Annotated in this window: 20 protein-coding genes and 1 tRNA gene; 14 read left to right on the top strand and 7 right to left on the bottom strand. The window is 72.0% G+C overall.

Features of this window, described 5'->3' with window-relative positions; translation table 11 throughout:
* Positions 1-29: 29 nt before the first annotated feature.
* Entirely contained in the window at positions 30-659 is a 630-nt protein-coding gene (locus JQC91_RS03325; protein WP_203285339.1) for a hypothetical protein, read from the top strand.
* A gap of 142 nt (positions 660-801) precedes the next feature.
* Here the strand turns inward: JQC91_RS03325 and JQC91_RS03330 are convergent, their stop codons facing one another.
* Positions 802-1830: a LacI family DNA-binding transcriptional regulator gene (locus tag JQC91_RS03330; RefSeq protein WP_343069892.1), complete on the bottom strand. Its 1029-nt coding sequence runs from the start codon at positions 1828-1830 to the stop codon at positions 802-804.
* Positions 1831-1886: 56 nt separating this feature from the next.
* Between JQC91_RS03330 and JQC91_RS03335 the strand changes: the two genes are divergently transcribed.
* A tRNA-Arg gene (locus tag JQC91_RS03335) sits at positions 1887-1963 on the top strand.
* 801 nt (positions 1964-2764) lie between these two features.
* Here the strand turns inward: JQC91_RS03335 and JQC91_RS03340 are convergent.
* Positions 2765-3421 carry a hypothetical protein gene (locus JQC91_RS03340; RefSeq protein ID WP_203285340.1) on the bottom strand — a complete coding sequence of 219 codons (657 nt, stop codon included), beginning with the start codon at positions 3419-3421 and terminating at the stop codon, positions 2765-2767.
* Between the two features lie 131 nt (positions 3422-3552).
* On the opposite strand from JQC91_RS03340, the gene tssI reads away from it, so the two are divergent.
* From tssI to JQC91_RS03375, 7 genes are read left to right on the top strand one after another with little or no spacing between them, the layout of a single operon-like run.
* On the top strand, positions 3553-5682 hold the full coding sequence (tssI, locus tag JQC91_RS03345; RefSeq protein WP_203285341.1) for a type VI secretion system tip protein TssI/VgrG: 2130 nt from the start codon (positions 3553-3555) through the stop codon (positions 5680-5682).
* 7 nt (positions 5683-5689) lie between these two features.
* Positions 5690-6538: a hypothetical protein gene (locus JQC91_RS03350; protein ID WP_203285342.1), complete on the top strand. Its 849-nt coding sequence runs from the start codon at positions 5690-5692 to the stop codon at positions 6536-6538.
* Entirely contained in the window at positions 6538-6711 is a 174-nt protein-coding gene (locus JQC91_RS03355) for a hypothetical protein (protein WP_203285343.1), read from the top strand. The genes JQC91_RS03350 and JQC91_RS03355 overlap by 1 nt, the downstream gene beginning before the upstream one ends.
* 2 nt (positions 6712-6713) lie before the next feature.
* On the top strand, positions 6714-7115 hold the full coding sequence (locus tag JQC91_RS03360; protein WP_203285344.1) for a PAAR domain-containing protein: 402 nt from the start codon (positions 6714-6716) through the stop codon (positions 7113-7115).
* Positions 7112-8167: a hypothetical protein gene (locus tag JQC91_RS03365; protein ID WP_203285345.1), complete on the top strand. Its 1056-nt coding sequence runs from the start codon at positions 7112-7114 to the stop codon at positions 8165-8167. Before JQC91_RS03360 ends, JQC91_RS03365 begins: the two co-directional genes overlap by 4 nt.
* On the top strand, positions 8167-8907 hold the full coding sequence (locus JQC91_RS03370) for a hypothetical protein (protein WP_203285346.1): 741 nt from the start codon (positions 8167-8169) through the stop codon (positions 8905-8907). The genes JQC91_RS03365 and JQC91_RS03370 overlap by 1 nt, the downstream gene beginning before the upstream one ends.
* A 13-nt stretch (positions 8908-8920) precedes the next feature.
* The gene (locus tag JQC91_RS03375; protein WP_203285347.1) at positions 8921-9778 is read left to right on the top strand and encodes a hypothetical protein; all 858 of its coding nucleotides are present in this window, start codon (positions 8921-8923) and stop codon (positions 9776-9778) included.
* 856 nt (positions 9779-10634) lie between these two features.
* Here JQC91_RS03375 and JQC91_RS03380 read toward each other — a convergent pair.
* Positions 10635-12863 carry an adenosylcobalamin-dependent ribonucleoside-diphosphate reductase gene (locus JQC91_RS03380; RefSeq protein WP_203285348.1) on the bottom strand — a complete coding sequence of 743 codons (2229 nt, stop codon included), beginning with the start codon at positions 12861-12863 and terminating at the stop codon, positions 10635-10637.
* A gap of 76 nt (positions 12864-12939) precedes the next feature.
* Between JQC91_RS03380 and JQC91_RS03385 the strand changes: the two genes are divergently transcribed.
* From JQC91_RS03385 to JQC91_RS03395, 3 genes are all read left to right on the top strand, one after another.
* Positions 12940-13365: a DUF1489 domain-containing protein gene (locus JQC91_RS03385; RefSeq protein ID WP_203285349.1), complete on the top strand. Its 426-nt coding sequence runs from the start codon at positions 12940-12942 to the stop codon at positions 13363-13365.
* A 168-nt stretch (positions 13366-13533) separates the two neighbouring features.
* A complete protein-coding gene (locus JQC91_RS03390) occupies positions 13534-16038 on the top strand; it encodes an FAD-dependent oxidoreductase (protein ID WP_203285350.1) in 2505 nt (834 codons plus the stop codon).
* Between the two features lie 24 nt (positions 16039-16062).
* Positions 16063-16518, top strand: coding sequence for a hypothetical protein (locus JQC91_RS03395; RefSeq protein ID WP_203285351.1), 456 nt, complete (start codon positions 16063-16065; stop codon positions 16516-16518).
* Positions 16519-16569: 51 nt separating this feature from the next.
* Here the strand turns inward: JQC91_RS03395 and JQC91_RS03400 are convergent, their stop codons facing one another.
* From JQC91_RS03400 to JQC91_RS03410, 3 genes are all read right to left on the bottom strand, one after another.
* Positions 16570-17877, bottom strand: coding sequence for an 8-oxoguanine deaminase (locus JQC91_RS03400; protein WP_343069893.1), 1308 nt, complete (start codon positions 17875-17877; stop codon positions 16570-16572).
* Positions 17870-18667: a histidinol-phosphatase gene (gene hisN, locus JQC91_RS03405; protein WP_203285352.1), complete on the bottom strand. Its 798-nt coding sequence runs from the start codon at positions 18665-18667 to the stop codon at positions 17870-17872. The genes JQC91_RS03400 and hisN overlap by 8 nt, the downstream gene beginning before the upstream one ends.
* A gap of 103 nt (positions 18668-18770) precedes the next feature.
* Positions 18771-19136: a helix-turn-helix transcriptional regulator gene (locus tag JQC91_RS03410; protein WP_203285353.1), complete on the bottom strand. Its 366-nt coding sequence runs from the start codon at positions 19134-19136 to the stop codon at positions 18771-18773.
* A gap of 232 nt (positions 19137-19368) precedes the next feature.
* Between JQC91_RS03410 and JQC91_RS03415 the strand changes: the two genes are divergently transcribed.
* Both JQC91_RS03415 and JQC91_RS03420 read left to right on the top strand, forming a co-directional pair.
* Complete coding sequence (locus tag JQC91_RS03415; protein WP_203285354.1) at positions 19369-20325, top strand: NADPH:quinone oxidoreductase family protein; 957 nt, start codon at positions 19369-19371, stop codon at positions 20323-20325.
* Complete coding sequence (locus tag JQC91_RS03420; RefSeq protein ID WP_203285355.1) at positions 20322-21146, top strand: hypothetical protein; 825 nt, start codon at positions 20322-20324, stop codon at positions 21144-21146. The genes JQC91_RS03415 and JQC91_RS03420 overlap by 4 nt, the downstream gene beginning before the upstream one ends.
* Here JQC91_RS03420 and JQC91_RS03425 read toward each other — a convergent pair.
* On the bottom strand, positions 21127-21996 hold the full coding sequence (locus JQC91_RS03425) for a LysR family transcriptional regulator (protein ID WP_203285356.1): 870 nt from the start codon (positions 21994-21996) through the stop codon (positions 21127-21129). The genes JQC91_RS03420 and JQC91_RS03425 overlap by 20 nt on opposite strands.
* Between the last annotated feature and the right edge of the window lie 112 nt (positions 21997-22108).

Genomic DNA, 22108 nt, shown 5'->3' on the forward strand with positions numbered 1-22108 from the left:
CCGCCTCGCTGCACCCTCACTCGCCCCCCATGACCCCCACCGCCTTCGCCGCCCGCCACCCCACGCTCTGGCGCCTCGCCATGCGCGGCGCCCACGAGGGCATCCGCCGCCACGGCCTCCTCACCGCCGCGCAGATCGCCGAGCGCGCCGACATCGCCCTCCCGCGCACCCCCCGACCGACCGCCCTCCACGCCACCCTCCCCGACGGCACCCCCGTCGCGATCACCGACAACTCCCCGCTTAGCTTCGCCAAGCTCGCCCCCGTCCTCGACGACGGCCTGACCCCGGAGGATTGGCTCGCGATGCTCAACGACCGCGTGTTCCTCTGGCCCGAGCGCCGCTTGGGTGAGGGCAACCTCCGCGCCCGCCGCCGCCTCGGCTACGAGAGCGAATGGCAGGGCTACGACACCGCCGCGCTCCTGACCCTCGTCTGGGACCGCGCCGAGATCGCCCCGATCAACACCGGCGCCACGATCCGCCGCCCGACCCGCCGGGGCCGCGCGACCTTCGCACCGCTGGCGGGCCTCGACTGGCAGGCGTGGCGCCGCGCCCGCCGCGACCGGGGCGAGGTGCAGGGCCTCGACACCCCCAAGGAGGTCACGGTGCGCGGCGGCATCCCCGGCGCGGGCGCGGCGCTGCGCGTGGTCGAGGCGGCGTAGGCGGCCCGCCGCGCGGCCCCGGAGCGCCCGCCCTGTCCACCCGCATCCGCGCACAGCCGCCGCCCCGAGCGTGCGCGGATCGGTATGAACGATGTATGTACGGTGTATGCACGCCGTATGCACGGGGGGTGCACGCCCTGCGCTACCCCGCCGGGCGCATCGTCTCCCCCGGCAGGAAGGTCGAGACCAGCTCGATCCGGCGGTCGTCGCCCTCGGCGAACCCGGTCTCCCCGATCACGATCCGCGCCGCCTGCCGCCCCGTCTCCCGCCGGGCCGAATCCACCGTCGCCAACCGCTTCGGCAGCCCCCCCAGCAGGTCGAAGTTGTTGAACCCCGCGAGGCCCAGGTCGCCGCCCACGTCGTACCCGTGCTCGAGGCACCACAGCAGCCCGCCCGCCGCCGTCAGGTCGTTGTTGTACCACAGGAAATCGAGCTTCGCCTCGCCCATCGCCTCGGCCGTCATGCGCCGGCCCACGGCCATGCCCGAGGAGCCTTTGTACTCCGCCCGCGCGGCCACCGGCACGCCCGCCTCGGCCAAGGCGCGCTCGACCCCCTCGGTCCGCTTGCGCGCCCGGTGGTCGCCCTCGTGCTTGGACCCGAGCAGCCCCACCGCCCGGTAGCCCCGCCGCGCGATCTCCGTCCCGATCCGGTAGCCCGCCCGCCAATGGCTGATGCCAACGCAGGCATCCACCGGATCCCCGTCCACGTCCGCCACCTCCACCACCGGCACCCCCGCCCCCGCCAGCATCGCGCGGGCCGCATCCGAATGCTCCAGCCCCGCCACGATCACCCCCGAGGGCCGCCACGAGAGCATGTCGAACAGCACCTCCTCCTCGCGCGCCTGGTCGTAGCCGGTGGTGCCGACGACGGGCTGGAGCGGTGTGCCGTCAAGCACTTCCGAGACGCCGGCCAGCAGTTCGGGGAACACGAGGTTCGACAGCGACGGCACCACGACCGCCACGAGGTTCACCCGGCTCGACGCCAGCGATCCCGCGATCCGGTTGGGCACGTAGCCCAGCCGCCGCGCCGCCTCGAGCACCCGCGCGCGGGTCCGCTCCGAGACCTCGCCCCGCCCGCGCAGCACGCGGCTCACGGTCATCTCCGAGACGCCCGCAGCCTCGGACACGTCGCGCAGCGTCAGGTGCCCCGCCCCCCTCGACCGTCGCGTCACGTGGTCCGCCTCATCGCTTGCCGGGGTGCGCCCTCACCCGCTAGGACCGCCCGGACGGCCCCGTGGCTCAACTGGATAGAGCAATCCCCTCCTAAGGGATAGGTTGCAGGTTCGAGTCCTGCCGGGGTCGCCACCCTCCCTCTGCGCGACGGCTGCCGAAGGAACCGACGGCTCTCGCGATGAGGACCGGGAGCGTGCGCGAGGCGATGTCCAAGATGGGGCTGCACTGCCACGTCGTTGCAGCGGTCGTCCCGGTATCAAACGTTTCCACCGCGCATGCAGACCCTCTCAGGCGCCCCCTAGCGGCTCCGCGTGCCCCCGGTTCGGCGACAGTCCTCCGCTGTCCTCCTGAAGGCGCGGGTTCCGGAACACTTTCACCCTCTCGATGACCGGCCATCAGGGCCCTTCGTTCGGCGCTCCACGGCCTTCCGGTCGCGCCCTGAATCTAGCCTCCGACGCCCATTAGGTCCGAGGCACAGAATTCCCTGTGGGCCTCGCTCCGCAAGACGGAATGGGCGCGATTGTAAGGGCACGGAGACCCGTGCCCCAGGCGCGGGGCGCAGCGCCGGCTTGGCTCCGGCGGGCGGCGGCCACGCAGTCGATCCGCCAATGGACCGATATCGGGAGAGGAGCGCGCGGAGGCATATGCTCGACACAAGGAAGCAACCGGGGCGGCGTCACATCTCTAGGGCGGAGATCGTCGCCATCCCTTGATCCTGCGACTTGGGGTGCATGTGGACGGGATGGCGACCGGAGGCGAGGCGGACGAGACCACCGCGGCGAAGGGAAGTCGGGGTACGGTGCATTCACCCTTCGGCCACAAAGGCAGTCACTCGAGGGACACGAGGACATCGGGGAGCTTGCGATCATCGAGCGGCTTGCACCGGCGACCCAGATCCGCGCGGAGGCGGCGGCCTTGCCGACCCCTTCCGGCCTACTTCCGCAACTGGATATGCAGACGACCCTGCAGGAGGCGTACGAGACGCTGGTCGAACTCTAGGATCGGCACCGTGAAAGCGCAGCAGAGCTCGTCGAGGCCGCGTCCCTTGCTCCGCAGGCGAACGCCGAACGCGCTCGCCGCCTTGGTACGCGGCGCCTGCCCGTGGAACGTCGCACCTGCGCGGGCGATCTTCGAGTATCTAGAGAATCCACTGCCTTGGACGACGTACTTGCCCGGGCCGGGGCACGCATCCTCACCGCAAGCCTCGCCATCCCCTTCCAGATCGACCTTACCGATAGCGAATGCTGCACCTACGCCGTAGCGAGGCCGCCTGGAAGCGGCCGTCGGGATCTGTTCCCCGGGCTGCCCGACCGCGCCTGGAAGCGAGCCGCAGCGGAAGCGATGCTGGCTCGCCTGTCCGAATGCCTGCGCCCCGGCGCCAACTAGGTGGACCGCCGCGCGCGGGACCAGCCGCCATCCGGGAGACCGCCGCGCGGAGGTGAGGTCCGCACCCCGGGAAAGGCTCGCGGGGTAGATCGTGACGTCCGAGGGGGGAGTGACGGCCGACGACCGGAACGCCTTGGCCCTCGCCTTTAAGAAGGAATAGGCGGCCTGGCCCGAATGCCCCACCCGTGGGTCCGAGTTCGACATCTCCTTTCTCCGTGTCCCTGCCCTCGCACCCTCGGATCGTTTCCGCTCCCCTCCCTTGACGTTTCCCTCGGGTCACGCCCCGATGGGGAGGCTTGGGTTCGAGGTGATGGCCCGACGGTGCGGAGGGGCCCATGAACGCGATCTTCAGCCAGGCGGGGCGGCGGGGCCGGCTTTCGACCGTGCTGGGGGAGGACGTTCTCGTCCTGCTGCGGATGGACGGGTCGGAGGAGCTGTCGGGCGACTTCGCGTGGCGGGTCGAGGCGCTCTGCGTGGAGGGGGGGCTCGATCTGGAGCCGCTTCTGGGCACCCATGCGACGGTCGAGATCGAGACCGGCGCGGGCGTGCGGCCCTTCGACGGGATCGTCTGCGAGGCGGAGGCGCGGGGGGCGGACGAGAACGGGTGGCGCTACGACCTCGTGCTGCGCCCGTGGTTGCACGTGGCGGCGCTGCGCCGCAACATGCGCATCTTCCATTCCAAGACCGTGATCCAGATCGTGGAGGAGGTGCTGTCGGACTACGCCGACCTCGGCGACCCGCATCTCGAGGTCGCCGTGTCCGACGACTACCCCGTCCTCGAATACACGGTTCAGTATGGCGAGAGCGACGCGGACTTCGTGCGCCGCCAGTTGGAGCGCCACGGCATCTCGTGGGGGTGGGCCCACGCCGCGGGAAGCCACACGATGACCTTGGTGGACTACGTCGACGCCCTGCCCGCCCTGCCCGGCGGCGCGCGGCCCTACCGTCCCGTGGACGGCCACCACATGGCGGAGGGCGAGCATTTCCGCACGTGGCACGGGGGCCGCCGCATCACGACGGGCGCGGTGCGGCTGACCGAATACAACTTCAAGACGCCCCGCGCCGTGCAGGAGGTCCACCGCCTGGGCGATGGGGTCCATCCCCGGGGCGACGTGGAGAGCTATGACTGGCCGGGCGACTACCTCGAGCAGGCCCAGGGCCGGGGCGTCGTGGCGCGGCGGGTGGAGGAGGAGCGGGGCGCCGCGCCGCGCCACCGGGCCGAGGGCGACGTGGCGGGCTTGGGCGCGGGCACCCGGGTGACGGTGACGGGCGACGAGGTGCCGGGCGTGACGGGGCGGGGCTTCGTGTGCCTGTCCGCCGTCCACCGCTTCCGGGCGCAGGCCTACGGCACCGGCGACGCGGGCGGGGACGAGCGGGCCTATGACGGGGCCTACGTGCTCATCCCCGACGACGCGCCGCTGCGCCCCGAGCGCCGCACGCCCGCACCGAAGGTGGCGGGGCCCGAGACCGCCGTGGTGGTGGGCGAGGGCGAGATCGACTGCGACGAGCACGGGCGCATCCTCGCCCGCTTCTACTGGGACGACGCGGGCGCGCACACGATGCGCATGCGCGTGAGCCAGAACTGGGCCTCCAAGGGCTGGGGCGGCATGGTGATCCCGCGGATCGGCATGGAGGTCATCGTCGAGCACCTGCGCGGCGACCCGGACCACCCCATCGTGACGGGCTGCGTCTACAACGGAGCGAACACGCCGCCTTATGAGCTGCCGAAGCACAAGACGCGGTCGACGTTCAGAACGGACACTCACCGCGCCCATGGCTTCAACGAATTGCGCTTCGAGGACGAGAGTGGTCGCGAGGAAATCTTCGTCCACGCGCAGAAGGATCGTAACGAGAAGATCCGGCACAACCATACGGAACGGATCGACAACAATTTTGTCCAGTCCGTCGGCCATAACCGGGCATCCGAGGTCGACAACAACAGTGACGACGTCGTCGGTGGGAATATGACACTAAGCGTCGGGCCGACCTATGTCGGGAACGTGAACGGTGGCGCGTCCCTCGACTACTGGCAAGGCATGGGCTCCGTGGGGGTCGAGTTTGGCGAGCGCGGTCGCTCCCAGCGGGGAGAAGGCAACCTTTCGATAAGGGTGCAGGGCACTGCGGGCCATACTATCGACCGGCACGTCATGTATTCGGTCGGACAGAGGTGGGACCAGCAGATCGGTCGCGACATGGGTCTCGACATCGGCACCCATCTCGACGTCGCAGTCGGCGGAAACCATGTCGACAGTGCGGGTGGAAAGAGAATCGTTCAAGCGGCTCAGAAGATTGAACTGGTTTGCGGGAGGGCGCGACTGGCACTCCATTCTGACGGCCGCGTGCAGATAAGCGGGCGGACCCTCAATCTTTCGTTCGGCGAGCGCATCGCTCTGTTCACTAACGCCTTCAAAGCAAGAGCCGCGAGGACGTTCGCGGTCCTCGCGGGCCGCATCGATCTTAATTGAGGACGCGATGGCGCAGGACGGCATAACATTCGACGGCGAAGTCGTGAGCGGGGGCGGGGGCGGAGAGAACGAGGCTCTCGAAGTCGAGATTCCTGACACGGATCCCGACTTTCTGATCCAAGCTGCGAACAAGAACCCACCCTCGGCATGGGAACGTATCCAAGCGATGATCTCGGGGGCCGCCGAGGGCGCATATTCCTGGCCATTCGACTATACGCTCTGTGTGCATTGGATACTCGGGCATGCGGGCTTCTACGGCTCTCGTGTCCAACAAAACTGCTTTCGCCACCGCGACCGGATCCTCGACGTTCTTGGAGCCGGGGCACGGGTGATCTACTACCTCATCTTCCGCGGGCTACTCTGGCGGCTCCTCACCAACGAGACTGCGCAAAACGCTGCGCGGGAACACATGCTACCCGAGGACCGCGAGGCGTTCGACAGAGCGTTGGACCGGGCGATCCCCGACGAGGAGCGACGCGCCCGGATCGTCGGGCGCTATGCCTCCGGCCAGTTCTTCACGCGTTGGATGCAGAGTAGGATCAGACGGCGCGGTGGCGGAAACCTTGAAACCAAGGGCGTAGGCTGGACGAACACGATCATGCTCATGTGGGGCTCAGCCGTTCATGCATCTCACAAGCATCCAAGCGACTTCGGGATCATCGAGATTTTCATCGCTTGGATTACCGGTGACGCGGAGGCCGAGATAGACACTGAAACGTATGTCACCCTCTTCCGTGCGGCACAGTCCTTGACCGAGAATGCGGAGTTCATGGATGCGCTCGGCCCCGACTTCGAGCTCTACCGCGAGTTCATCCAGGCGCTGCTCGATTTCGGTCGGGCGGGCGGACGGCCTTGATGGGTTTTCTGCGCTACATTCTGCGGTCGGTTATCGACTTCGGCGGCCAGTTGCTGACGGGAGTTGGATTTATGCTGTTGCTTGGCGGTCTTGTGTCGCAGTTCTGGATCGTGGCTGCCTCCGGCATCGTCATGATGGGGCTGGGGTTCCTTGCGATGCGGGGGGGGGACTGAGAATGCCCCCCGCCCACCGCAAAGGCGACATCGGCTCCGGCCATGGCTGCCACTTCCCGCCCACCCCGGCGACCGGGGGAAGCCCGGACGTCTACGTCAACGGGCGCGCGCTGATGCGGCAGGGGGATGCGTTCGCGCCGCATCCCTGCGTCGCGGGTCATGCGGGGCCGCATGGACGGGCGCTGTCGGGGGGCTCGGCGACGGTGTTCGTCAACGGCAAGCCCGCCGGGCGGAAGGGCGACGGGATCGACTGCGGCGGGATGGCCGCGACGGCGAGCGGGGACGTTCACATCGGCGACAAGTCGGGCGGCGGCGGCTCAGTCGCGGACACGCCCGAGGCGGCCCGCAAGCCCTCGTGCCAGCGCGCGCAGGCGGCGGCGGGGACTCCCTTCTCCAAGACGTGACGCCGCCGCCCGCCCTTCTCCGCGACGCCGCGTCGGCGGTCGAGGCCGCGCTCGGCGGCGGGCACCGCCTCGTGGCCACGCTCGACGGCGCGCTGCTGGAGGACGTCGGCGAGGCGCTTGACGCCCTCGGCATCCACGGGCGTCCCCTGATGAGCGACACGATGCCGCGTGCGCAGCGGGACGCGGGGCCATGGATGGTCCTGCCGGATCGCGCCACGGCGGACCCGATGGCGGGCGTGCCGACCGACGACGATCCCGAGCGCATGGCCGCCGCGCTGGCCGAGGCGGCGGCGCGGGCGGCCGAGCGCGACGAGGACTCGCCGCTCTTCGCCCCGCCCCGCCCCGTCGCGGTGGACGCGCGGACCGCGCGGCAGGCGTGGTCGGGCCTGTTGGAGCGGCACGCCGATGCGGGGCCGGTGATCTGGGCCTTCCCGGGGGGGACGGACACGGCCACGATCCGGCGCCACCTCCGGGGGCTCAACCTGATCCGGCTGGCCCGCCGCCCGCGGCCCCGCCATCCCAACCCCACGGGCGAGGAGGAGGTGGCCTTCCGCCATGCCGACGCGCGGGTCGTCGCGGCGCTCGTCCCGCTCCTGCGTCCGGCGCAGGTCGCCCGCCTCCTCGGCCCGGCCGCCGCGGCCTTGGCCGTCGCGCCGGACGGTGTCTTCTCGATCGTCGCGTCGCAGGACGGGCTCGCCGCGCCGGAGGGACCGTTGGCGCTCGACGCCGCACAGGTGGACCTTCTTGAGGAGCCGCGCTTCGCCCCCCTCGACGCAGCGATCCTGCGCACCGTCGTGGCGGACCACGGCGCGGTCGATGACGACGCGACGGCGGCGCGGGTCCGCCACCTACGTCGCACGGCCGTCGAGCGGACGGCGTTCCGCGCCGACCAGCATCTGTGCGACCTCGTCGAGGTCATGTGGCGACACGGCGCCGAGATCCTCGATCGCCCGGACGTGGCCGCTCTGCTCGGGCGCAAGGGCTGGTCGCAGGAACGCCGCTGTGCGACGCTGCGCCGTCGCCTCCTGGCCCCCGCCGCCGAGCCCGCCTGATGCCCCAGGACCTCCCCACGACCAGCTCCTCCGCCGCCTCCGTCGGATCCTGTCCCGACACCTGCGAGGAGGCCGCCGCGCAGGTTCAGGACGAGGTGAACCGCATCAAGCGGATCGAGGACCCGATCGCGCGCAACGTGGCGATCACGGATGCCTACGAGCGGCTCGCCCGGGACATGCCGCAGAACGACTGGGTGCGGCTGGCGTCCTACGTGTCGGTCCAGGGCGGCTGCGCGATGAAGGAGGTCACGAGCGGGATGGCGCAGGTCGGGCGGGTGTTCGGCATCAATCCCGGCCAGAACCTGGAGGCGCTGAAGGACGCGAACACGACAATCTTCGAGAGCATCTACCCCGCGAACCGCTTCGTCGCGAACTGCGGGCTCGAGAAGCTGAAGGAATGCATGGCGGAAGGGGCCATCGAGGTCCCCGGAGAGATCGAGACGGCCTTGGAGGAGATGGAGCGGGGCGAACTCCGGCAAGCCGCCGACCGCATCGCGAGATACGAGCAGGTCCGGGTCGTCCAACCCGTCTACGACCGGCACGCGGAGGCCTTCCGCGACATGGCGCGGGGCGAGGCCATCATGCCGGGGGACCAGACGTCGATCCCAGTCGCCAAGACCTGCACGCGCGACGACCTCGTGCGCTTGGGGGACCGCGACATCGCGAACCCGTTCGATCGCGTCGACTATTACGGCGATCTTATCGAGCGCATGTACGAGATCGAGGGGATCGCACGATGAGGAGGTTTTCGTCATGGTCAGAGATCGCCGCCCGATCCTCGCGGCCGTCGGAATCGCGGGCCTCGCCCTCGGGGCCTTGGTCCTGCACGACGGAGACCCGCCCATGACGCTCGCCCCTCCCGCCACGCTGGACCTGCGGCTGCTCGGATCCCTGCCGACGTTCATGGAGCGGCACGCGGAGGTGCTGGATCTCGGCTCGGTGGGCGTGGAAGGCCTGCGGGACGTCGATACGCTCTATTTCCAGGCCTTGGCCTCGGCGACGGACGGGCCGGACGGCTATGCGCTGCGCTACGACGACGGGGCCTGCCCGCCCGTCGTCCTGCCGCCGGGTCGGATCGTGGCCGTCGCATACGAGGCGCTCTGGATCAGCTCGGTCGACGCCGTCCTTCCGATGGAGCCCTTGGCCTTCGCCGACGCGCGCGTGATGGCGGATCGCCTCCACGACGCGATGCGCGACGCAGGATGGGAGCGGGTCTTCCACCGCCCCGACTACGACCCGCAGACCATCGCGGAGAAGATGGGATCGGCGCACACGCTCGCCCGGTTCCGCGTCTGCGGGCAACCGGGCACGGTCGCCACGATCACCGTCGACAGCTACAACGACGGCCCCTCGGGCTACTCCATTCCGCCCACGGCCGTCGGCGACCCGCTGCCCGAGGATGCGCCCGCCCTCTATCTGATCCGCATCCATCTCGCCGCCCGTGCCGCCGTCGGGTCGGACGAGCCAGATGCGGAGGAGGAGGTGCGCCGCCTCGTGCGCGCGCGGCGGGTCGTCGAGACCGGCAGCGCGGACCGCGCGGTTCCGCTTCGGGCCTGGCTCGACGATCCCGACTGGCGCGGCGACGTCGATCCGGACGGCGAAGGGCCGTGACCCCCTGAGGGCGGAGCCGGCGGCAGGGGCCACCCCGAAGGATGTCGCGCGCCTCGCCCGCCCCTGCGACGCCGGTCGAGCCCAAACGGCCTCCGCGTCCTGGACCTAGGGCCCAAGTGAAGGCCGGTGGATGCCGGCCTCCGTCGTCCCGGAGCCGGTTCAGCCGTCCGACGGTGCGGCGTCCGATGCGTCCGTGAGCTCATCGGAGGCCCGGTCCCGCCTCTCCCGCGCAGGGCGGCTCCCCTCCCCGCGAAGGCGGCGCCGCAGCCTCGTGGGCTCGTGGGGCCGCGTCCATGTCCGGAGAAGCGCGAGATCGTCCATGAGATCGTCGCGGGCCGTCACGCGGCGCCCCCGGTCGGATGTCGTAGCGCCATCGCCCTCGGGGCGATCTGGCTCGAGGTGGATGGCCGCGAGGAGGCGGAGGGCGGTCATGGCGCTACGTCCGGGCGATGATCAGCGGCGCGGGGGCTTGGGTCGCATCGGGAAGCGAGCCACCGCCCCGCCGTCCCCCGAAGGGCATCCGCGGACAGGATCTCGCGGATACCGCCGAGCCCGGTTTCCACCCTCGGGCACAGCATGGTGCGCGACGCCCGGAAAGGTAGGCCGGCGCTTCGTCGGTCATCGAGACCGCTGCGGGGCCTTCGCCCCCCCGCGCCGGCACGGCCACCAGCCCTTCGCGAAGACCCGATCGAACGCTTGCATGGGCGGACGATGCCCGCCGGTCGCGGTCTCGATGGACGGAGCCGACCGCCCGACATCTGCGAGCGATGGCAGCCGACCGCATGCGCGGGAGCGGCCGTTTCACCGACGTGGCGGCTTCCTGGCCGCACCCACGTCCACACGTCCCGCTCCGCCGCTACCCGCAGGCGGACCAGCCGCAACTGCCGCAGGTGGCGCAGCCTTCCTCCATGTGCAGCTCCGCCGCCCCGCAGGACGGGCAGGTGGCGGGGCGCGCCGTGGCGGTGGCCTCGGGGGCGGGCGCGAGGGGGTCGGCCTTCAGGCCCAGCCCTTCGCCCGACAGGTAGCCCGTCTCGACCATGTGCCGCTCCAGCACCCCGCCGATGGCCGCGAGGATGGAGGGCACGTAGCGCCCCTCCATCCACGCGCCGCCGCGGGGGTCGAACACGGCCTTGAGCTCCTCGACCACGAAGGAGACGTCGCCGCCGCGCCGGAACACCGCCGAGATCATGCGGGTCAGGCCCACGGTCCACGCGAAGTGCTCCATGTTCTTGGAGTTCACGAAGACCTCGAAGGGGCGGCGCCCGCCCGCGTCGGTCGCGTCGTTGACGGTGACGTAGAGCGCGTGCGGGCTGTCGGGCCATTTCAGCTTGTAGGTCCGGCCCTCCAGCGTGGGCGGGCGGTCGGCGGGGGTGGAGTGGTCGCGCGCCTCCGCCCCGGTCGAGAGGACCGAGCCCGTGATCGCGTTGGGGCGGTAGGTGGTGCAGCCCTTGCAGCCGGTGCGCCACGCCTCGAGGTAGACGTCCTTGAAGTCGGCGAAGGGGATGTCCTCGGGGACGTTGATCGTCTTGGAGATGCTGCTGTCCACCCACGCCTGCGCGGCGGCCTGCATGGCGACGTGCTCGGACGGGGTCAGGTCCTGCGCGGTCACGACGTGGTCGGGCAGCGGCGCGTCGCCGTGGAGGCTTCGCCAGACGGCGACGGCGCGGTCCTCGACCACCTCCTCGGTGCGGGTGCCGTCGGGCTGGAGCACCTTGCGGGTGTAGGCGGTGGCGAAAATCGGCTCGATCCCCGACGACACGTTGCCCGCCAAGAGCGAGATCGTCCCCGTCGGTGCGATGGAGGTCAGGAGCGCGTTGCGCAGGCCGTGCGCGGCGATCAGGTCGCGCACGTCGTCGTCGAGCTTGGCCACCATCGGCGCGGCGAGGATCGCGTCGCGGTCGTAGAGGGGGAAGGCGCCCTTCTCCTCCGCCAGCCGGGCCGAGGCGCGGTAGGCGGCGTTGGCGATCCGGCGCAGCCAGTGGGCCGTGCGATCCACCGCCTCGGGCGCGCCGTAGCGCAGGCCGGTCATGGCGAGGGCGTCCGCGAGGCCCGTGACGCCGAGGCCGATGCGGCGCTTGGCCCGCGCCTCCTCGGCCTGCTGCGGCAGGGGGAAGCGCGAGACGTCGACCACGTCGTCCATCATCCGCACGGCGGTCGCCACCAGCGCGTCGAGCTCCGCCTCGTCCAGCGCGGCGTCCGCCCCGAACGGGTCCGCGACGAGCGTCGCGAGGTTGATCGAGCCCAGCAGGCACGCGCCGTAGGGGGGCAGGGGCTGCTCGCCGCAGGGGTTCGTGGCGTGGATCGTCTCGGCGTAGCTCAGGTTGTTGAGCGCGTTGATGCGATCGATGAAGATCACGCCCGGCTCGGCCTGCGCGTAGGTGGCGCGCATGATCGCGTCCCACAGGTCTCGGGCGGGGACCGTGGCATAGGTCTCGCCGCCGAACACGAGCGGCCAGTCGGCGCCCGCCTCGCGCGCCTCCATGAAGGCGTCGGTGACGAGGACCGAGAGGTTGAAGTTCCGCAGGCGCGCGGGGTCGGACTTGGCCTCGACGAAGGCCATCACGTCCGGGTGGTCGCAGCGCAGCGTCGCCATCATCGCGCCGCGCCGGGAGCCCGCCGACATGATCGTGCGGCACATGCTGTCCCACACGTCCATGAACGACAGCGGGCCGGAGGCGTCGGAGCCAAGGCCGCGCACCCGCGCGCCCTTGGGCCTGATCGTGGAGAAGTCGTAGCCGATGCCTCCGCCGCGCTGCAGCGTGAGCGCCGCCTCCTTCAGCCCCTCGAAGATGCCGCCCATGTCGTCGGGGATCGTGCCCATGACGAAGCAGTTGAACAGCGTCACGTCCCGCGCCGTCCCCGCCCCCGCGACGATGCGGCCCGCCGGGAGGAAGCGGAAGCCGCGCAGGGCGTCGGCGAAGACGGGGCGCCAGCGGTCGGGATCGGCCTCGGCCTGCGCCAGCGCGCCCGCAATTCGGTCCCACGTGTCCGACAGGGTCGCGTCCACGGGCGCGCCGTCGGCGTCCCGGAGACGGTACTTCATGTCCCAGATCGCCTCGGAGATGGGGGCCTCGAACGCGGTCATCGGCGGAATTCCCTAGGGGTGGTTGCGGGCGCGGGGCCGAATGCCAGATATGGGGGCATTCGCGGGGGGTGTCACCATGGCCGTCAATCTCATCAAGCTCAGCGTGGGCACGCGCAGCATCGACGGGCTGGCCAAGTGGCAGCGCAACGCGCGGGCCAAGGGCCCCGACGGCAACCCGCGCCACGTCACCCGGATGTGGCCCAAGCGCGAGGCCGAGATCGTCGCGGGCGGGTCGATCTACTGGGTCATCAAGGGCGTGATCCTGTGCCGGCAGGAGGTGCTGCGGCTGGACGAGGTGGTCCGCAAGGACGGCATCCGCCGCTGCGGCATCGTGCTGAGGCCGGGGCTGACCCCGGTGGTGCCGACGCCGAAGAAGGCGTTCCAAGGCTGGCGCTACCTGACGGCGGAGGACGCGCCGAAGGACATCGACGCGGAGCGCCTGCACGAGATGCCGCTGCCGCCGAAGCTGCAGATGGCCTTGGCGGAGATCGGGGTGGTGTGATCGCCTCGGCCCTGCGGGCCGACCCGCCGGGGCCCTGCCCCGGACCCCGGAGTATTTCGGGAACATCGAAGGGGGTGCGTCGCATTCCGCCTTGGGCGGTCGCGCGCGATTGACCGTTCCTGCGGTCCGTGTGCGACCTGTCCTGCGAAAGTTGCGGGAGGGACCCCCATGAAGACGCGCGTGAAGGCCTTGGTGGTGGGCGGCGGGGCCGTCGGGACGGGGATCGCGTATCATCTGGCGAAGGCCGGGTGGGAGACGATGCTCTTGGAGCGCGACGAGCTGACCTCCGGCTCGACATGGCACGCCGCGGGCCTGCTGCCGCTGTTCAACATGTCCTTCGCGACCAGCCACATCCACGATCACAGCGTGAAGTTCTACAAGGGGCTGGAGGCGGAGACGGGGCTGAACCCCGGCTTCTCGGTCGTGGGAAACCTGCGGATGGCGCAGACGCAGGCGCGCATGGACGAGTACATGCTCTACGCCTCGACCGCCGAGACGGTGGGGGTTCCCTACGAGTTCCTGACGCCGGCGCAGATCAAGGACCGCTACCCCTTGGTGCGGACCGAGGATCTGCAGGGCGCGATCCTCCACCCCACGGACGGCTACATCAACCCGGCGGACGTCACGATGGCGATGGCCAAGGGCGCCCGCCAGCACGGCGCCGTGATCGAGCGGAAGTGGCAGGTGGACGGCTACGACTGGGCCGGGGACCATTGGAAGGTCTCGGTCACCAAGATGACGGACCGGGGCGGCAACCTCGTGCCGACCGAGGAGACGGCGGTGATCGAGGCGGAGCACGTCGTGACCGCCACCGGCAACCACGTCCAGCGCACGGCGCGGATGCTGGGGATCAAGCTGCCCGCCATCCCGGTCGAGCACCAGTACATCGTCACGGAGCCGGACCCCGCGCTGGTGGAGTGGCGCAAGTCGGGCAACCCCGAGCACCCCGTGCTGCGCGACGCGGACGCCAAGTGGTACGTCCGAGAGGAGCGGGGCGGCTGGATCCTCGGCCCCTACGAGCAGGACGCGCCCGCGCGCTTCCCCTACGAGGTGCCCGACAGCTTCCGCGCCGACCTCTTCCCGCTCGACCTCGAGCGGATCGAGGAGGAGTACATGTCCTTCATCCACCGCATCCCGACCACGGAGGAGGTGGGGCTGAAGGACGACTTCAACGGCCCTATCGTCTACACCCCCGACGGCAACCCGCTGGTCGGGCCGGCGCCGGGGTTGCGCAACATGTGGCTGGCCGAGGGCTTCTCCTTCGGGATCACGGCGGCCGGGGGGACGGGCCACTACCTCGCGCAGATGATGGTCGAGGGGGAGGCGGAGATCGACATGGCCTCGCTCGACCCGCGCCGCTACGGCGACTGGGTCACGACGGAGTATGCGTCCCGCAAGAACGAGGAGTGCTACGAGCACGTCTTCATCCTGCACCACCCCGACGAGGAGCGGGGCGCGGCGCGGCCCCTGCGGACCTCGCCCGCCTACGACCGCCAGAAGGCGCGGGGCGCGCAGTTCGGGCAGGTCAACGGCTGGGAGCGGCCGAACTACTACGGGCCCATCGACGCGCCCGCCGACTACGACCACGCGGGACGGTCCTTCCGGCGCGGAGTCTGGTGGCCGGACGTGCACGAGGAGGCGACCGCCGTGCGCGAGGCGGCGGGGCTGATCGACGCGACGGCCTTCACCAAGCACGAGGTGTCGGGCGCGGGGGCGGCGGCCTTCCTCGACTGGTTCACGACCAACCGGCTGCCCAAGGTGGGGCGCATCAACCTGACCTATGCGCTGACCGGGGCGGGCACGACGCGGACGGAGTACACCATCGTCCGGCTGGCCGAGGACCGGTTCTACCTCATCTCGGCGGGGGCGTGGACGGCCTATGACGGGGACTTCCTGCGCAAGGCCATCGCCGACAAGGAGCCGGAGTTCGGGCGCATCGACTGCCACGACGTGACGACGCAGTGGGGGGTGTTCGCGCTGGCCGGGCCCCGGTCCCGCGACGTGCTGGCGCCGCTGATCCGCCACCGCGAGGGGGCGGCGGCGTTGGGTAACAAGCTGTTCCCGTGGCTGTCGGCGCGCGACGTCGAGCTGCTGATGTGCCCCGTCCGCGCGGTGCGCGTGGCCTACACGGGCGAGCTGGGCTGGGAGCTGCACCACCCGATCGAGATGCAGAACTACCTGTTCGACAAGCTGATGGAGGCGGGGGAGCCGCACGGCCTGAAGCTGGTGGGCGCGCGGGCGCAGAACTGGCTGCGGCAGGAGAAGTCGTATCGCGCCTTCGGGACCGAACTGGGCCGGGACGCCACGCCGCTGGAGGCGGGGCTGGACCGCTTCGTGGACCTGTCCAAGGACTTCCACGGGAAGGCCGCGATGGAGGAGACGGGCATCCGCTCGCGCTGCGTCACCATGCTGATCGACGGGCCGGAGGACAGCGATCCGTGGGGTCGCGAGGCGCTCTATCCCCACAATGGGGGCGAGAAGATCGGGCGGCTGACCTCGGGCGGGTACTCGGTCGCGTTCGGCAAGAGCATCGGCATGGGCTACGTGCCGCCGTCGATGGCCGAGCCGGGGACCAAGCTGAAGGTGCGGATGCACCGGGAGCTGTGGGACGCGGAGGTGACGGAGGACAGCCCGCACGACCCGACGAACGCGCGCATCCGCGTGGATGGGTAGGACGCGCCGGGCTAGGTGAGGGCGGTGCGCCTCGCCACCCTCTCCGCCCTCGCCCTCGCGGTCCTCGCGGGCCTGTCCTTCCTGCCTGCGCGGGGTGGCGCCGTCGTGGTGGGGGACGGGTCGCAGGGGCCGGCCTACTGGCTGGAACTGGACGGCCCGCCGCCGACGGAGGATCCGCGCGTGACCGGCGTGACCCTGCGGCGCTGGGCCAACCTGCGGCACTTCCCCGAGATCGACTGCGGTCGGCATTGCGACGGGCGGGCCGAGATGGTGGTGATCCTCGCCCCCCGGCCGTGGGGCTGGCGCAAGACGGTGCTGATCGAGGTGGACGAGCCTGCGCTGGACGAAGGCGGCGACCTGCCGGAGGCGACGGCGCACTGCATCGGCACCTTGGTGCGGCTCGAATGGGCGCTGCTGCGCGGCGAGGATCGCTGCGGGCTGCGGCGCGTGGTGCGGTGGGACCTGCCCTTGGGGCTGTGAACCGTACGGAACGTACGCCGCGCCGGGGCCGGTCTTCACGATCCGTACGGACTAGGCGAGGGCCTCGACCAGCCGCCTCGCCCGCGCCACCTCGGCCGGGACGTCGATCGTGACGACGCGCCCCGCCTCGACCACGCGCCGCCCCTCGACGAGGAGGTCGCGGACCCGGCGCGGCCCGGCGAGCAGCAGGGCGCCCGCGTCCCACGACCCGGCGGCGTCCAGCCCGGCCATGTCCCAGACCGCCACGTCCGCGCGCATCCCCGGCGCCAAGGTGCCCACGTCGTCGCGCCCCAGCACCCGCGCGCCGCCGGTGGTGGCGAGCGCCATCGCCTCGCGGTGGGCGAAGGCCTCGGCCCCGCCGACCGCGCGCTGCATCAGGAGCGCCTGCCGCGCCTCCTCGACCAACGACGCGCGGTCGTTCGACGCCGAGCCGTCCACCCCCAGCCCCACCGGCACGCCCGCGTCCACCATCGCCCGCACCGGGGCGATGCCCGAGCCGAGGCGACCGTTGGAGCAGGGGCAGTGGGCGACGCCCGTGCCGGTGGCGGCGAAGAGGCGGGTCTCGGCGTCGTCGAGCTTGACGCAATGGGCGTGCCACACGTCCTCGCCCGTCCAGCCGAGGTCGCGCGCGTAGTCGCCGGGGCGCTGGCCGAACCGCTCCAAGGAGAAGGCGACGTCCTCGTCGTTCTCGGCGAGGTGGGTGTGGAGGCGCACGCCCTTGTCCCGCGCAAGGAGGGCGGCGTCCCGCATCAGGCCGGTGGACACGGAGAAGGGCGAGCAGGGCGCGACGCCCACGCGGCACATGGAGCCGGGCGCGGGGTCGTGGAAGGCGTCGATCACGCGGATGCAGTCGTCGAGGATCGCGCGCTCGTCCTCCACCAGCGCGTCGGGGGGCAGGCCGCCGTCGCTCTCGCCGATGGACATGGCGCCGCGGGTGGGGTGGAAGCGCAGGCCCACCTCGGCGGCCGCGTGGATCGTGTCCTCCAGCCGGACGCCGTTCGGGAACAGGTAGAGATGGTCGGAGGTCGTCGTGCAGCCCGACAGGGCGAGCTCCGCCAGACCCAGCCGCGTGGCGCAGGCGACGTGGTCGGGGGTGAACCGCTGCCAGATCGGATAGAGCGTCTGGAGCCAGCCGAAGAGGGGCGCGTCCTGCGCGATGCCCCGCGTGAGCGTCTGGTAGAGGTGGTGATGCGTGTTGATCAGGCCCGGCGTGACGAGGCAGCCGGACACGTCCAGCACCTCCGCCCCGTCCGGAACCGCGTCGACCACCACGCCGCCCGACAGGCAGAGGTCGCGCTCGGACGGCGCCGCGCCGTCCATCGCCTCGACCAGCCCGCCGCGCAGGATCAGGTCAGCCACGCAGCACCTCCAGCGCGGCGGCGTGCAGCGCGGGCGTGGCCGCCGCCACCGCCGTTCCGCCGTCGTGGGCCGGCCCGCCGTCCCACGCCGTGACCGTGCCGCCCGCGCCCTGCACCAAGGCCACCGGCGCGGCGATGTCGTAGGCGTTCAGCCCCGCCTCGACCACGAGGTCCACGCAGCCCGCCGCGAGCAGCGCGTAGCCGTAGCAGTCCATCCCGTAGCGGGTCAGGCGGCAGCGCTCGGCGAGGCGGTGGAAGGCGGCGGCCTCGGCCTGCGCGCCGACCTCCGGGAACGTGGTCAGGATCGTCGCCTCCGCCAGCGCCTCGGTGCGTCGCGTGCGGATCTCGCGCCGCTCCTGCCCACGCGTCCAGACCGCCCCGTCGCGCGTCCCGAGGAACCGCTCCCCCGTGAACGGCTGGTCGACGATCCCCAGCACCGGCCCCTCGGCGTCGCGCAGCGCGATCAGCACGCCCCATGTCGGCGTGCCGGAGATGAAGCCGCGCGTCCCGTCGATCGGGTCGAGCACCCATGTCAGGCCCGACGTCCCCTCCGTGGCGCCCTCCTCCTCGCCGAGCACTCCGTCCTCGGGCCGCCGCGCCGCGAGCACGGCGCGCATCGCCGCCTCGCCCGCGCGGTCGGCGACGGTCACGGGATCGAAGGCGGCGCCCTTGCTCTCGACGTCCATCGGGGTGCGGAAGTGCGGGAGGATCGCCACCCGCGCGGCATCGGCCATCGCATGGGCGGCGGCCACGGCGGTGGCGAGGGCGGCGGGATCGGTGCGGGGCGACATGCGCGTGGCCTGGCACGGGTCCGCGGACCGGGTCAACGCGGCCCGCGCCACGAAAAGGGGCCGCGCGAGGCGGCCCCTCCTCCGGTCGTAGGGTGCGCCGCCGTCAGGCGGCGTTCGACTCGCTCAGGACGCGGGCGAGGTCGAACAGGCGCCGCCGCTGCGTCTCGGGGATGGCGTAGTAGCTGCGGATCAGCTCCATCGCCTCGCGGTCGGAGAGGAAGTCGTGGCTCTCCTGCTGGACGGCCGCCTCGCCCTCGAGCCCTTCGAAGAAATGGCCGACCGGAACCTCGAGGGTCTCCGCGATCTCCCAGAGGCGGGAGGCGGAGACGCGGTTCATGCCGGTCTCGTACTTCTGGATCTGCTGGAACTTGATGCCCACCTTCTCGGCGAGCTGCTGCTGGGTCATGCCCACCATCCAGCGCCGATGTCGGATCCGCTTTCCGACATGCACGTCCACGGGGTGTTTCATCTCGGGCTCCTCGGACGGGTCCGCGGCAGGCTTCGCGGCTCCCATCGATTATGTGTGTCGCTGCGACAACGCGCTTTGCGTCACAATTGTTCAAGCGGCCCCGAAAAGCGAGACCCCGGCGATGCACAAGCGGGTTCGCTCGACGTGCACGAGGCCCCCGCCACTTGCGCGCCGGTGGTGCGGGAAGGGTGCCGGGCTGGCCGTTCCCGCACGGGCGGTGCACAGGACGGGCATGAGAGCATTCGTCGCCACCGCCCCCGGACGGGCCGACCTGGCCGAGATCGCGCCGCCCGCGCCCGGACCGGGGGAGGTCCTGCTCCGCGTGCGGGCCTGCGGCCTCAACTTCGCCGACCTGCTGATGATCGGCGGGACCTACCAGGACACCCCGCCCCTGCCCTTCGTGCCCGGCATGGAGATGTGCGGGACCGTCGAGGCCGTGGGAGAGGGCGTCGCGGGCCCGGCGGTCGGCACGCGGGTCGCGGCGTTCTGCGGGCGCGGCGGATTGGGCGAGCGCGCGGTCGTCCCCGCGGAGTCCTGCGTCCCCGTCCCGGACGACATGCCGGACGCGGTCGCGGCGGGGTTCCTCGTGGCCTACTCGACCTCCGACGTGGCGCTGCGGCGGCGGGGCCGCCTCGCGGCCGGCGAGCGCCTGGTCGTGCTCGGCGCGGCGGGGGGCGTCGGGCTGACGGCGGTGGAGCTGGGGGCCCGGATGGGGGCCGAGGTCGTCGCCGTCGCGCGCGGCGCGGCCAAGCTCGAGGTGGCGCGCGGGGCCGGGGCCGCGCACGTGATCGACGCGGAGGCGCCGGACCTGACGGACCGGCTGAGGGCGGCGGGCGGGGCGGACGTGATCTACGACGCCGTGGGCGGCGACCTCGCCCGCGCGGCGATGCGCGCGCTGCGGCCCGAGGGGCGGATGCTCTGCATCGGCTTCGCGAGCGGGGACGTGCCCGTGTGGAAGGCGAACCACCTGCTCGTGAAGAACGCCGAGGCGATCGGCGTCTACTGGGGCGGCTACCTCCGCTTCGCGCCCGAGGTGGTGACCGAGAGCGTCGCGCGCCTGATGCGCCTGTGGTCCGAGGGCGGCCTCTCGCCCCACGTGTCCCACGTGCTGCCGCTGGACCGGGTCGAGGAGGCGCTGGACCTGCTCCGGACGCGCCGGGCCACGGGCAAGGTCGTGGTCGCGCCGTGAGCGCGTGGGCCGGGGGCGCGGCGATCTTCGGGGGCGCCCTGCGCGCCTTGGTCGCGCGCCCGCTCGTGGTGGCGGGCCTGTTCGCGGCCATCGCCGTGCCGACCGTGGCGCTGGACCTCGTCGACCTGTGGAGCTTCCACGCGGACCCGGACGCCTACGGCACCGGCGGATGGGGGCTGGCGCGGCTGGCGGTCGAGACCCTCGTCCTCGCCGTCGCCGTGGTCGGCTGGCACCGGGCCGTGCTGCGTCCGGGCGCGCCCGACCCGTCCGTCCGCCGCTGGGTCGCCTACGGGCTCGCCTACCTCGTGATCGGCCTCGCCATCGGGCTGGTGCTCGCGCCGCCCGCCGCGCTCGTCCTCGCGGGGCTGGGCATCGCCGCCAACGTCGCGGAGACCGGCGCGGCGATGCCCTACGGGGTGATCGACCTGTTCGCGACCGGGCTCGACGCCCTGTACGGGCTGGGCGGGGTCGAGATCGCCTTCGCGCTCCTCGGCGTCCCGTTCCTGTGGCTGCTCTACCGCTGCGGCATGGGCCTGCCGCACATCGCCGTCGCGGACCGTCCGATGCGGATGGGGGAGAGCTGGGCGGCGACCCGCCCCCTCGCCCGGCCCATCGCCGTGCTCGCGCTCGTCGCGGCGGCGGCGCAGGCGGTGCCGCTGTTCGGCCCGACGGCCTACGCCCTCCGCGCCGACCTGCCCTTCACCTTCGCCGCCGAGGCCCCGCTCGCCGTGCTCGCGGCGCTCGGCTACGCGGCGACGATCCTCGTGGGCGCGGCCATCCTCACCGAGATCTACCGCCGCATCACTCCGCCGCCACCGTGAGCGCGGCCGTCGCGTAGGCGCGCCGGAGCAGCCCCTCCAGGTGGTCGCGCGCGGCGTCCCCGCCCGGCGCGGAATAGAGCGTGATCGCCACGTCCCCGAGATCGGGCAGGACGCCGTGCGGCACGGGCCTGAGCTCCGGGGTGTCGAACCCGCCGAGCACCGCGTGGACGGCGAGGTCGGCGGAGACGCTGGCGTCGATGGCGCGGGAGTTGTCCGCGCTGACCGCGATCTCCCACGGGATGCCGGCCCGCTCGAGCGCGTCCTGGGCCGCGGCGCGGAACAGGCAGGCCTCCTCGAAGGCGAGGGGCAGCGGGCGGCGCAGGGGCGCGGTGGCCCCCTCGGCCGCCACCCAGACGAGGGGGCGGCGCGCGATCTCCTCGCCGCCCGGCCCAGCCGCGCCCTCGGTGCCCAGCATCACGTCGCAGGCGCCGCGCGCGAACATCTCGTGCAGGGTGATCGTCACCGAGGAGATCAGGGTCAGGCGGACGCGCGGGTAGGCGTCGGCGAAGGCGCGCATGACGCGCGGTATGGCGCCGGGCACGATGTCGTGCGGGACCCCGAGGCGGATCTCGCCCTCGGGCTCGCGCTGGCGCATCCGCTCGACCAACTCGTCGTTGAGCGCGGTCATGCGGCGGGCGAGCGACAGCGCGGCCTCGCCCTGCGCGGTGAGGCGGACGCCGCGCCCGTCGCGCTCCATCAGGCGCTGGCCCAGCGCCTCCTCCAGCCGCTTGAGCTGCATCGAGACGGCGGACTGCGTGAGGTTGAGCAGCCCGGCGGCGCGGGTGACGCCCCCGGCGGAGGCGATGGTCACGAAGGCGCGCAGGGCGGCGAGGTCGAGGTTGCGGGGCATGGCGGCTCTCCTGTCGGACGCAGCCTAGACCGCAGCCCGCGCCTCGCCCAAACGGAATGATCGAATGCGGCGCATTCCGGCTCGTGATGGGCCGGGAAAGCATGTCGCACCT

The organism is Jannaschia sp. Os4, from assembly GCF_016820245.1.
Classification (GTDB): Bacteria; Pseudomonadota; Alphaproteobacteria; order Rhodobacterales; family Rhodobacteraceae; genus Jannaschia.